Origin of the sequence: Sphingomonas beigongshangi (assembly GCF_016820445.1) — a bacterium.
In the GTDB taxonomy this organism is placed as follows: Bacteria; Pseudomonadota; Alphaproteobacteria; order Sphingomonadales; family Sphingomonadaceae; genus Sphingomonas; species Sphingomonas beigongshangi.
Genome location: NZ_JADHDT010000006.1, coordinates 22,936 through 33,584 on the forward strand (window position 1 = coordinate 22,936; position 10,649 = coordinate 33,584).

General features: G+C 65.7%; 15 protein-coding genes. All 15 read left to right on the forward strand.

Annotated elements, in window-relative coordinates; genetic code table 11:
* Positions 1-208 precede the first annotated feature (208 nt).
* The 15 genes from IQ292_RS11570 to IQ292_RS11640 all read left to right on the forward strand — a co-directional run bounded on the left by IQ292_RS11570 (position 209) and on the right by IQ292_RS11640 (position 10,569).
* The gene (locus IQ292_RS11570; RefSeq protein WP_203310482.1) at positions 209-811 is read left to right on the forward strand and encodes a hypothetical protein; all 603 of its coding nucleotides are present in this window, start codon (positions 209-211) and stop codon (positions 809-811) included.
* 217 nt (positions 812-1,028) lie between these two features.
* Positions 1,029-1,658 (forward strand): hypothetical protein, encoded by a 630-nt coding sequence (locus IQ292_RS11575; protein WP_203310483.1) that lies wholly within the window; start codon positions 1,029-1,031, stop codon positions 1,656-1,658.
* A gap of 94 nt (positions 1,659-1,752) precedes the next feature.
* A complete protein-coding gene (locus IQ292_RS11580; protein WP_203310484.1) occupies positions 1,753-2,115 on the forward strand; it encodes an HNH endonuclease in 363 nt (120 codons plus the stop codon).
* Positions 2,116-2,244: 129 nt separating this feature from the next.
* Entirely contained in the window at positions 2,245-2,715 is a 471-nt protein-coding gene (locus IQ292_RS11585; protein ID WP_203310485.1) for a hypothetical protein, read from the forward strand.
* Complete coding sequence (locus IQ292_RS11590) at positions 2,712-4,244, forward strand: terminase TerL endonuclease subunit (protein WP_203310486.1); 1,533 nt, start codon at positions 2,712-2,714, stop codon at positions 4,242-4,244. Before IQ292_RS11585 ends, IQ292_RS11590 begins: the two co-directional genes overlap by 4 nt.
* Before the next feature lie 10 nt (positions 4,245-4,254).
* A complete protein-coding gene (locus IQ292_RS11595) occupies positions 4,255-5,508 on the forward strand; it encodes a phage portal protein (protein WP_203310487.1) in 1,254 nt (417 codons plus the stop codon).
* Positions 5,492-6,373, forward strand: coding sequence for a head maturation protease, ClpP-related (locus IQ292_RS11600; protein WP_203310488.1), 882 nt, complete (start codon positions 5,492-5,494; stop codon positions 6,371-6,373). Before IQ292_RS11595 ends, IQ292_RS11600 begins: the two co-directional genes overlap by 17 nt.
* Positions 6,374-6,383: 10 nt before the next feature.
* The gene (locus IQ292_RS11605) at positions 6,384-7,637 is read left to right on the forward strand and encodes a phage major capsid protein (RefSeq protein ID WP_203310489.1); all 1,254 of its coding nucleotides are present in this window, start codon (positions 6,384-6,386) and stop codon (positions 7,635-7,637) included.
* Positions 7,638-7,717: 80 nt separating this feature from the next.
* Positions 7,718-7,978 (forward strand): hypothetical protein, encoded by a 261-nt coding sequence (locus tag IQ292_RS11610; RefSeq protein WP_203310490.1) that lies wholly within the window; start codon positions 7,718-7,720, stop codon positions 7,976-7,978.
* A gap of 4 nt (positions 7,979-7,982) precedes the next feature.
* Positions 7,983-8,561, forward strand: a complete 579-nt coding sequence (locus IQ292_RS11615) for a head-tail connector protein (RefSeq protein WP_203310491.1) — start codon at positions 7,983-7,985, stop codon at positions 8,559-8,561.
* Positions 8,561-8,893, forward strand: coding sequence for a head-tail adaptor protein (locus IQ292_RS11620; protein WP_203310492.1), 333 nt, complete (start codon positions 8,561-8,563; stop codon positions 8,891-8,893). The genes IQ292_RS11615 and IQ292_RS11620 overlap by 1 nt, the downstream gene beginning before the upstream one ends.
* Before the next feature lie 2 nt (positions 8,894-8,895).
* Positions 8,896-9,348, forward strand: a complete 453-nt coding sequence (locus IQ292_RS11625; RefSeq protein ID WP_203310493.1) for an HK97-gp10 family putative phage morphogenesis protein — start codon at positions 8,896-8,898, stop codon at positions 9,346-9,348.
* Between the two features lie 9 nt (positions 9,349-9,357).
* On the forward strand, positions 9,358-9,732 hold the full coding sequence (gene gp17, locus IQ292_RS11630; RefSeq protein ID WP_203310494.1) for a tail completion protein gp17: 375 nt from the start codon (positions 9,358-9,360) through the stop codon (positions 9,730-9,732).
* A gap of 13 nt (positions 9,733-9,745) precedes the next feature.
* Positions 9,746-10,204, forward strand: a complete 459-nt coding sequence (locus IQ292_RS11635; protein ID WP_203310495.1) for a phage tail tube protein — start codon at positions 9,746-9,748, stop codon at positions 10,202-10,204.
* On the forward strand, positions 10,204-10,569 hold the full coding sequence (locus tag IQ292_RS11640; RefSeq protein ID WP_203310496.1) for a hypothetical protein: 366 nt from the start codon (positions 10,204-10,206) through the stop codon (positions 10,567-10,569). Before IQ292_RS11635 ends, IQ292_RS11640 begins: the two co-directional genes overlap by 1 nt.
* Positions 10,570-10,649: the final 80 nt, after the last annotated feature.

Sequence of the window (10,649 nt, forward strand, 5' to 3'; positions counted from 1 at the left end):
GACGGGGTGAGCCCGGTGCACTGGGCAGATCTGATCGCCAATCGGAAGTCGAAGCGGCTGGCGAACACACCGACGGCATTGGCTGGCATCCTCCGGGACATCGCCAAACACGCTGACGACGAATGGCCGCCTGGCCGGATCGTCCAGCACGCCGCCGAGCGCGGCTGGGGCGCAATCTTCGATCCACGACCGAACACCGGAACCCGCAATGGCCAACGACCTCACCACGACCGATCACGCAGCCGCGGCCTTCTCGGCGCTGTCATTGACGCAGAGCACGAGAGCCGTGCTGGACAAGGCATTTGAGCCGACGGCGACCTTCACCGCCGCCGAGCTGGCGCTGATTGAGCCTGTGGCCGGCGCCGTAGCGACGGTGCAGGTGGCCGAGGAGCGGGTCATTCGGCAGTCGATCGGAGCCCTCGCCGCAGCGCTACCCGCGCAGGACATTGGCGACGCGGGCTCGAAGCTGAAGCTCAACACGTACATGGCGATGCTGGCCGGGTGTGACGAACGCGCCCTAGCGCATGCGTGCCGGCGCTGCCTCGACGAACTCGACTGGATGCCGACCATCCACCAGTTGAAGGAGCGGCTCCGTAATTGGACGAGCCCCGAGGCCGTCGCGATCAGCCGCGCGCGCGCCATCATACGCGCGGGCCGCCGCGCACCTACCCAGGGCGAGGATCGCGCCGATCTGCCAGAGGACGAGCGCCAGCGGGTGAACGCCTTCCTACGCACGCATGGCGTCGCGACGCGGTTCGCCGCCGACGGTTCGACCTATCAAGAAGCGCCGCTCGACGCGGAGGCCGCATGAGGTGGCGTGGCATGACAGCCGCACCTTCTACGCCTGCCTCTGCGGCGCGCGTGACGAGCGTACCGGCGATGCTCCGGGGTCGCTGCCATGCTGGGGATGCGGGACGCGCACCATGCGGCAGTGGGTGCCGCCTGTCGTCGCCCACGAGCGCACAGCGGCACCGCGGTGACGACGTTCTCACATTGTTCTATATTCGATAAGGCGAGCGGGGTTCATAATGGTTGAGGAAGCGGGGGCGCGGCGCTGGTGCATGCTGCGGATGAGCGGGCAGCGAACGCTGGCGGTATGCCGTGCGCTGACGACGCTGGGTTATGACGCCTGGACGCCTCAGATCATCGTGCGTCGCCGCCGGCCACGCAGCAAGAAGACGATCGAAATTGACGCCGCGATCCTGCCGACGTTCGTCTTCCTCCGCGCAGACCTGCTGCACGACCTATATCGGCTGATGGCCCAGCCTGGTCCAGGCCTGCCCGCTTTCTCGATCTTCACCTATGCCGGGCGGGTACCGTTGGTTGGCGACGCAGCCATGCGCGCGTTGCGTGATGAGGAAGCGCGTGCCGCCGCTGCTCACGAGGCCGTGCGCCAGCGCGAGAAGCTGTTGGCCGATCGTACCGCCGAACAGCGCCAGCGGGCAGCGCTTCGCGCCGGCGCACGCACGTATCAGACAGGCGAGCGGGTCACCATCGCTCAGCCGGCATTCGCAGGCATGACGGGCATCGTGGAGCGAGGCATGGGCAAGGCAGCTATCGTCAATCTTGGCGGATCGATCAGTGTGACGATTGAGGCTTGGCTTCTCGAACCGGCTGGGGTAAATAGAGAACACGCCCTGGTGGGCGCCGCTGCATGAGCAGCCTGCGACGAGCTAATAGGACTGGCCAACCGGCTGCCCTCGTCCCCACCGATCACCGCGCTGAGGCGCGTATGAGCGGACAAGCGAAGCTATGACTGAACGGAAGCGAGGCAGGGCTGGCCAAGCACAGCGAGCGCGTCGCCTTGCCGCTGAGCCTCTGTGTCGCATCTGTTCTGAGCACGGTGTCATCACGCCTTCGACGGTGCCCGACCACATCATCCCACTAGCCAAGGGCGGCACCGACGACGACGCCAACATCCGCTGCCTCTGCGATCGCTGCCACCGCGCAGTGACCGCAGAGCAGTTCGGCCACGAGCGTCGGGCGAGCCTCGGGGCCTGCGATGCCAACGGGTTACCGACCGACCCAGCCCACCCGTGGGCAATTGCGACCGCCTCGCATTCCTGTTCCGACCTAGACGGCGTCCCGTATACCATCCGATCAGGACAGGCTTAGGTCCGGAGCGGACCTGCATCAGACCGAAACGGGCGCGACGACGCCGGGGGGGGCGGGTCAAAAGTCCAGATCAGACAGGCCGGACACCGGCGCCCCCTCGATTTTGATCGCTAATACAGGATTTGCTCCATGGCCCGTCGCCAGCGCATCGACAGCGCGGCGGGAGCGGTGGCGACGATGGCCGCAGCCGCGCGCGACCTCTCCCCGCCGGCGCATATCAAGATCCGGAAGGGCGACCTTCCATTCTGGGACGTCGTGATCGCCGAGAAGCCGAAGTCCGAATGGACCGACAGTGACCTCGTCGTGGCCGCGAACCTCGCGCGCGCAATGGCGGACGCTGAGCGGGTCGCGGGCTATACGGTCGTCGGCGGGGGAAACATCAATCAGCGCAAGCTGCTGGAGACGATCGAGGTCAGTGACAAGCTGGCGCGCAGAATTGTGACGCTCCGTCGAGCCCTCGGCCTCGACAACCGCGCGAAGAATGGTGAGCAGCGCGACGTCAACCGACGGCGCGAGCACGCGGCCGGGATCGAAGGCGGCCATAATCCCATGGTCGATGACAGGGACGGCCTGCTGGCGAGGCCGCAAGGCAGCGCGTGACCCGGGGCGAGCGCGTCATCGCGTTCATCCATCGGTATTGCGTCGTGCCGGAAGGAAAGCTGGTCGGGAAGCCGATGCGGCTCGAACCGTTCCAGCAGAAGTTCATCCTCGACGTCTACGACAATCCGGCGGGCACCACTGAGGGTATCCTCTCCATCGCTCGCAAGAACGGCAAATCTGGCCTGATCGCCGCGATCCTTCTCGCGCACATCGCGGGACCGGAGGCGCGGCTCAATAGCCAGATCGTCAGCGGTGCCCGATCTCGCGATCAGGCGGCATTGGTGTTCAATCTCGCTGCCAAGATGGTCTCGCTCTCGCGCGAGCTGGGGGGTGTCGAGGGCCGTGGCGCGCTGGTCAAGATCGTACCATCCGGGAAGCGGCTGATCGGCATCGCCAAAAACGTCGAGTACCGGGCACTGGCCGCGGAGGGATCGACATCGCACGGCCTATCGCCCGTCCTGGCAATCCTCGACGAACTCGGCCAGGTTCGCGGCGATCACGACGATTTTGTCGAGGCGATCGAGACGGCGAGCGGCGCCTATGACGACGCGCTCCGACTGATCATTTCGACGCAGGCGCCTACCGACGCTGATATGCTGTCGGTCAAGATCGACGATGCTAGGCGATCGGGCGATCCGAAGATCGTCTGCCACGTCTACGAGGCGCCGGCAGGCTGTGACGTTCTCGACCCGGAGGGACACCGAGCCGCAAATCCGGCTCTGGGCACTTTCCGGTCGGAGGTGGAATTGCTGGCGGCGGCGGAAAAGGCCAGCCGCATGCCGTCGGCGGAGAATGGGTTCCGCAACCTATACCTCAACCAACGGGTCAACCGGTTCTCGCCGTTCATCGCACCGGGCGTCTGGCTGGCCTGCAATAGTGCGGTCGACGATGAGGCCTTCCGCCAAGGGCTGGTTTTCGGCGGCCTGGATCTCGCCGAAACGACCGACCTTTGCGCGTTCGTGCTGATTGCCTTCTGGCAGGGCAAGTGGCACGTCAAAGCGTGGTTCTGGAAGCCGGAACAGACCGTCGCCGATCACGCCAAGCGCGACCGGGTGCCCTACGATCGCTGGGTCAAGGACGGGCTGATCGAGACGACGCCGGGTGTCGCGGTCGATTACGAGTTCGTGGCCACTAAGATCGGCCAGATCACCAATGGGATGAACGTCGGCCGCATCGGGTTCGACCGATACCGCTTCAAGACGCTCGACGCGCAGATGAGCAAGCTGGGGATCATCCTCCCCTTTGAGCCCTTCGGCCAGGGCCACGTCAGCATGGCGCCGGCGATGGATACGACCGAGATCGCATTTCTCAACGAGCAGGTCGCCCACGGCGGCCACCCGGTCATGACGATGTGTGCGGCGAACGCCGTGGTCGAGAAGAACGCCGCGGGCGATCGGAAGCTAAACAAGGCGAAGAGCACCGGCCGCATCGACGGGATGGTCGCACTGGTCATGGCAATGGGGGTGGCGGCAGCTCAGACGGCGGAGGGTCCCTCCGTCTACGAGAACCGCGGCTTGCTATCGTTTTGAGGGAGGTCGGATGAAGCTGTTCGGCCTGACGATCACGCGCGAAACGGCGGCGATGAACCTGCCCCGCATCGCCGCGCTCGGCAATACACCCTATTCATGGGACCTGAGCGATCCTCGCACCGCTGACTATCTGCGCGGCGGTCGGATGACGGCATCCGGAAAGACCGTCACCGAGAAGTCGGCACTCAGCAATTCGACGTTCTTCCGTGCGGTCAACCTGATCACCGGCGCGATCGGCATGCTGCCGGTCAATCTGCTGAAGAAAACGGAGGCTGGCGCCGAAAAGGCCGATGGGCACCCGGTGCAACGCCTCCTTCGGACGCGGCCGAACGATTGGCAGACGCCTCTCCAGTTCAAGGCGTACATGCAAGGTAGGGCGCTGCTCCACGGCAATGCCTATGCGTTCAAAGTGCGATCGGGCGCGCGGGTCATCTCGCTCATTCCGCTCGACCCAAGACGGGTGACGGTGAAGCTAGGCGCCGACTGGCGCCGAGAATATTGCTGGACGAAGCCGGACGGCAAGCAGGTGACCCTGTCGCAGGACGATGTTCTGCATCTCGCCGCGCCATTCTCCTCTGACGGCATCACCGGGGATGCGCTGCTCAACGTCGCGGCGGAAGCCTTGGGGCTGGCAGAGACGGCCGACGAGGCGGCCGCCCGACTGCTGCGCAATGGCGCCTATGTCGGAGGCGTGCTGAAGCACCCGAAACAGCTGTCGCGCGAGGCTATCCTCAACCTGCGCCAGCAATTCGAAGAGCGGTACGCTGGCGCTGAAAATGCCGGAAAATGGCTGGTCGCCGAAGAGGGCATGGAGCCCTCGCCCTTCGGCATGAACGGTCAGCAGGCACAAGGATTGGAACAGCGGCAACACCAAGCCGAAGAGGTCTCACGATTCACGGGCGTACCGCGGCCTCTACTCATGTTCGACGAGACCAGCTGGGGCAGCGGTATCGAGGTCCTCGGCATCTTCCTCGTGACGTATTGCCTCCAGCCTTGGTTCACCGCTTGGGAAGAGGCAATTGAACGCTCCCTGCTGACGGACGCCGAGCAGGCAACGCACGACGTCAAGTTCAATGCCGGCGCGCTGCTCCGCGGTTCGCTGAAGGATCAAGCGGAGATCCTGTCGAAGATGATCGGCGGGCCCGGTGCGGCCGGTTGGGGCGTGCCGAACGAGGCTCGCGAGATGATGGACATGAACCACCAGCCCTGGGGTGACGCCCCGGCCTGGATGACACCCGAGGTGGACAATGCGCCGCAGCCCTGAACTTCGCGTGTTTGCCCGCGAGCGCCCCGGCGCCCTGCCCGTCCCGGGCAGCCGCGACATCTCTGCGCTCGCGAAGCCGAACGTGCTGGATCGCTGGAACGACGACGGCGCCGGCATCCGAGCTGTCGCGACCGGCGATAACGTCATCACCATGTTTGGCGCGATCGGCGAGGATTATTGGTCGGATAATCCGATCACGGCGAAGAAGGTTGCTGCGCAGCTGCGCGCAATCGGCGACCGCCCCGTCGAGGTTCAGATCAACAGCCCCGGCGGCGACATGTTCGAAGGCATCGCCATCTACAACGTCCTGCGCGAGCATCCGCAAGACATCACCGTGAAGGTGATGGGGATGGCGGCCTCGGCGGCGTCGATTATCGCCATGGCAGGCAACACGGTGGAGATCGGCGCGGCCAGCTTCATCATGATCCACAACTGCTGGGTCCTCGCGATCGGCAACCGCCATGATATGGCGGAGACCGCGACCTTCCTCGCACCATTCGATCAGGCAATGGCTGACCTTTACGCTCAGCGTACGGGCAGTGATGTCGCTGACGTCCAGAAGTGGATGGACGCTGAGACGTTCATGTCCGGCAGCATGGCCATCGAGCGCGGCTTCGCAGATGCGATGCTCTCCGCCGATCAGGTGGCTGTCGACGAGGAAGCGAAAGCGGCCGATCGCCACGTCAACGAGCTCCGGGCGATGGAACTGTCGCTTGTCGCATCCGGGCACACCCGCACCGAAGCGCGGGCTCGCATCAACAAGATCAAGGGCACGCCAGGCGCTGCCCTCGAACCCGCTGCCACGCCGGGCGCTGGCGGCATCGCAACCGACGATCTCGTCGGCCTTCTTGCCAAGTTTCACTGAGAGGTACATCATGAAGACCCCTGCGATGCTCGCCCTTGCCGCGAGCAGCGCGCTGGCCATGCCGCGCGCCATTACCGCTTCGCCGATCCGCATGGACGGTGCCGACCCCAAGACGCTGATCGAAGAGATCGGGCGTCAAGTCACCGCCATGCGCGAGAAGCAGGACGCCTTGTCCGCCAAGGTCGATCCGCTCGACACCGCCCAGATCGCCGCGATGAACGAGTCGATCGGCACGATGCAGTCGACACTCGACGGCTTCGCAGCGCAGATGGCGGCAGCGAAGCTCGGTCAGGGCACCGGCCCGAAGCAGCCGGAGGACCCCGAATATTCGGCAGCGTTTAACGCGCATATCCGCAAGAACGAGATCAGTGCCGCCATGTCGGTGGGCTCGAACCCCGACGGCGGTTACACCGCCCCGGTGGAATGGGATCGCACCATTCAGGGCCGCCTGAAGCTGATCTCGCCGATGCGCCAGTATTCGACCGTCGAGACGGTCGGCACTGCCGGGTTCGTCAAGCTGTTCAACGATCGCGCGGTCGGCTCCGGCTGGGTCGGCGAGACGGCGAGCCGCCCCGCAACCTCGACGCCGCAGCTGTCGCCGCTCACCTTCGGCAACGGCGAAATCTATGCCTTCCCGTTCGTCACCCAGCAGCTGCTCGACGACAGCCAGATCGACATTGAGGGATGGCTATCGGGCGAGGTCGCGACCGAGTTCGATCGCCAGGAGGCGATCGCATTCCTGTCCGGCAACGGCGTGAACAAGCCGCAGGGTCTGCTGAACTATATCACCGGCGGCAGCGCGGCGGCGATCCACCCGTGGGGCGACATCAAGTCGCTGAACAGCGGCACCGCTGCCGCGGTCGACAAGCCGGACAACATCGTCAAGCTCGTCTACTCTCTCCCGACGCAGTATCAGGGCAACGCCCGGTTCTTCGCCAACCTTAACACGCACGGCACGTTGCGCCTGCTGAAGGATGGCCAGGGCAACTATCTCTGGCAGCCGAGCTACCAGGCCGGCGAACCGGCAACCTTGATGGGCCGCCCGCTCGTCGAGATGCCAGACCTGCCGGACATCGCCGCAGGCTCGTTCTCGCTGCTCTATGGCGACATGGCCGAGACGTACCTGATCATGGATCGCATCGGCGTGCGGGTCATCCGCGACGCGCTGACCAACAAGCCGTTCATCGGCTTCTACACCACCAAGCGCGTCGGCGGCGGGGTCAAGAATCCCGATGCCATGAAGGCGCTCAAGACTTCTGCCTGATCTCTGCCGGGCTAGCGTGAGCTGGCCCGGTTCTTCGAAGCCGCGGTGCGCCACGGTTTCGGCGAACCCAGGAGACCACCATGAAGACCGAAAAGACCCCGGTCCACGCGACCACGCAGGCCGATCTTGATACCTCGGGTGCGGCCAACATTGCAGCGGCCGACGCCTTCGACGCGGCAGGCGCGCCGCAGCAGATCGTTCCCGACGTCGATCCGGACCACCCGGCCGTCGACAACGATCCCCGTGCAAACACCACGGTTCAGCAGAACGCCATCGACTTCAACGATCCGACGCTGACGGGCGCCGAGGCAGTGGCGCAGAACCTCGAGGCCAACAAGTAAGACCATGCGCGTCTTCGTCGTCACCCCTCCCGAGCCGGTGGTGTCCCTTGCGGATGCCAAGCGCCATCTGCGCGTGGATGGGAACGACGAAGATGCCCTGATCGAGGCGATGATCGCCGCGGCCACGGGGCATATCGACGGCCCTGACGGCTGGCTTGGCCGCGCGCTCGGCGTTCAGATCCTCGAGGCGCGCACCGACTTCAGCTGCGGCAGCAGCATCCGCTTGCCTTTCCGGCCGGTCGTCGAATTGGTCAGCGTGTCGTGGTTCGACCGCGGCAACGTCGAGCAGATGGTCGACCTTGAGGATCTGGAGCTGCTCGGCTCCGATCTCATCGCCGCGGGCACCGCCTGGCCGTGGTCGGCCGGCTCGACTCGGCGCGAGGCCATCCGCATCCGGTACCGGGCCGGCTATCCGAATTACGGCAACGGCTCGACCCTACCCGCCCCGATCCGCGCCGCAATCCTGCTCATGGTCGGCGACCTCTACCGCAATCGCGACACCACGGCGGTCGGCACAATCAGCAAGATCGATATGTCGACGACGGTCGAGAACCTGCTCGCCCCCTTCCGGGTCTTCGCCTGATGGATGCCGGATCGCTCGACCGCCGCGTCACGTTGCACCGTGCCGGCGTCGTTGAGAATGAGCATGGCGATATGGTGCAGGGCTGGTCTGAGCTGGCCACGGTATGGGCGTCGGTCCGCCCGTCGCCCGGGTCTGAGCGGCTCGCCAGCGCCGAGGCTGCCGCCAACGCGCCGACGGTCGTCACCATCCGGTGGTCATCGATGGTCGCCGCCCTCAGCCCTGCCGATCGTCTCGAATATCCGGTCGGGTCCGGCCGGTTCTTCAACATCGTCAGCGTCGTCGAGCTTGGCCGCCGGGACGGCCTGCAAGTCGCCGCCATCGGCCGGGCATAGCCGTGAAGGTCACGATCAAGGTCGAGGGCCTGGCGCAGCTGGAGAGCGCGCTGCTCGAATTGCCGAAGAGCACGAACAAGGCGGTGCTGCGGCGCGTGGCGAAAAAGGCCCTTGCCCCTTTCGATGCCGCCTGGCGCGCGAAGGCGCCGCGACTGACCGGCGCGCTGGAGGGGTCAGGGGGCGTGGGCACCAAGCTGACCAGCCGCCAGGCGCGTATGAACCGGAAGCGCGACGACAAGTCGTATATCGAGATGTACGCCGGCCCGAACAATCCGGCAGCGGTGCCGCAGGAGTTCGGTACGGTCGACCAGAAGGCCCAGCCCTTCGCCCGCCCCGCCTGGGATGAAACGCAGGACGAGACGCTTGCAATCGTCCGCGAAGAGCTTGGCGGCGAGATCGACAAGGCCGCCGAGCGCCTCGCCCGCAAGGCGGCGCGCGCAGCTGGGAGGGGGTAGCCGATGGCGATGAGCGCCGATTTGCGCGACCGCCTCACCGCCGCTGGCCTCGCCGCATACCGTGACGAGGCGCCGCAGGGGTCGCCCCGCCCGTTCGTCATCATCCTTGTCGTGTCCGATCCTCGGCCGAGCACCTACGACGGCCGCACCCAGCTGCGCGAGACGCGTACCCAGCTCGACTGCCAGGCACTCAGCCGCGGCGATGCCGATGCGCTGGCCGAGCAGGTCATCGCGATTGCAGAAGTCGCCGGCGTCGTCGGCACCACCCGCTTCGCCCGTTCCTTCGTCGATTCCTCTCGCGCCTATTCAGAGCGGCAGGACACCGGCGAGACCATCTTCGTCACCTCGCTCGATCTCATGATCTGGCACGCACCGGCCGAATAGGAGGGCCTATCCCATGTCTGACGCGCTGATCGGGTATGGCACCCGATTTCTGATGGCGGCCACAGCGGCGGCCACCACCCTGACCAAGCTCGCCGAAGTCACCAGCGTGACCCTGCCGAACGAGCAGATCGCCGAGGTCGAGGTCACGCACTACGAGAGCCCGAACCGCACCCGCGAGTTCATCGCGGGTCTCAACGATGCCGGCGAAATCACCATTGAGATCAACTGGATTCCGGGTAGCGCCACCGATGATCTGATCGCCGCTGCCAAGGCGGACGCCAAGGTTCGCACCATGCGCATTGTCACCCCGCCCGATGACACGTCGCAGATGTACACCTTCCCCGGCTTCGTCCGCGGTTTCGAGCCTGCTGCACCGATCGACGGCCGAATGACGGCCAGCATCACCATTCGCGTTGCCGGCGCCGTCGTGCGCGCGGATGCTGCCGCCGATCCGACGGTGATCGGCGCGTAATGGCGACCCCGGCAGGAAGGGTCTTCTTCGAGGCCCGTGGCGCCAGCATGGCGCTGCAGTTCACCACCAACAGCCTATGCGCGCTGGAGGAGAAGACGGGCCTGACAACGCTGGAGGTCGCGCACGAGCTTGCGCTCGGCAAAGCTCAGCCGATCGGCGTCAGCAAGAAGACGCTGCGCGCGCTGTTCTGGGCTGGCGCTGGGGGCGGCAGCTTGTCCATGGCGGACGCAGGCGACCTCGTCGATGAGGTCGGCCACTTCCGGGCTGTTGCGCTTGCAATCGACGCCTTCGACGCTGCCTTCCCCGATGCGGAGGCGGAGAAAACTGAGGATGGCGACCGCCCTCCCGTGGCGGCGGCTGGCTGACGGCACATCAGGATTGGTGCTCCCTCGGGCTCGATCCTGACCTGTTCTGGAACCAGACGCCGCGGGTCAACCTGTCGGCG

What these genes read in the sequence shown, in the direction of transcription:
- IQ292_RS11595 (WP_203310487.1), top strand. Translation starts at nt 4,255, where the DNA reads ATGAAGCTGTTCGGCCTGACGATCACGCGCGAAACGGCGGCGATGAAC.
- IQ292_RS11600 (WP_203310488.1), top strand. Translation starts at nt 5,492, where the DNA reads ATGCGCCGCAGCCCTGAACTTCGCGTGTTTGCCCGCGAGCGCCCCGGC.
- IQ292_RS11640 (WP_203310496.1), top strand. Translation starts at nt 10,204, where the DNA reads ATGGCGACCCCGGCAGGAAGGGTCTTCTTCGAGGCCCGTGGCGCCAGC.
- IQ292_RS11580 (WP_203310484.1), top strand. Translation starts at nt 1,753, where the DNA reads ATGACTGAACGGAAGCGAGGCAGGGCTGGCCAAGCACAGCGAGCGCGT.
- IQ292_RS11635 (WP_203310495.1), top strand. Translation starts at nt 9,746, where the DNA reads ATGTCTGACGCGCTGATCGGGTATGGCACCCGATTTCTGATGGCGGCC.
- IQ292_RS11570 (WP_203310482.1), top strand. Translation starts at nt 209, where the DNA reads ATGGCCAACGACCTCACCACGACCGATCACGCAGCCGCGGCCTTCTCG.
- IQ292_RS11620 (WP_203310492.1), top strand. Translation starts at nt 8,561, where the DNA reads ATGGATGCCGGATCGCTCGACCGCCGCGTCACGTTGCACCGTGCCGGC.
- IQ292_RS11575 (WP_203310483.1), top strand. Translation starts at nt 1,029, where the DNA reads ATGGTTGAGGAAGCGGGGGCGCGGCGCTGGTGCATGCTGCGGATGAGC.
- IQ292_RS11605 (WP_203310489.1), top strand. Translation starts at nt 6,384, where the DNA reads ATGAAGACCCCTGCGATGCTCGCCCTTGCCGCGAGCAGCGCGCTGGCC.
- gp17 (WP_203310494.1), top strand. Translation starts at nt 9,358, where the DNA reads ATGAGCGCCGATTTGCGCGACCGCCTCACCGCCGCTGGCCTCGCCGCA.
- IQ292_RS11585 (WP_203310485.1), top strand. Translation starts at nt 2,245, where the DNA reads ATGGCCCGTCGCCAGCGCATCGACAGCGCGGCGGGAGCGGTGGCGACG.
- IQ292_RS11615 (WP_203310491.1), top strand. Translation starts at nt 7,983, where the DNA reads ATGCGCGTCTTCGTCGTCACCCCTCCCGAGCCGGTGGTGTCCCTTGCG.
- IQ292_RS11610 (WP_203310490.1), top strand. Translation starts at nt 7,718, where the DNA reads ATGAAGACCGAAAAGACCCCGGTCCACGCGACCACGCAGGCCGATCTT.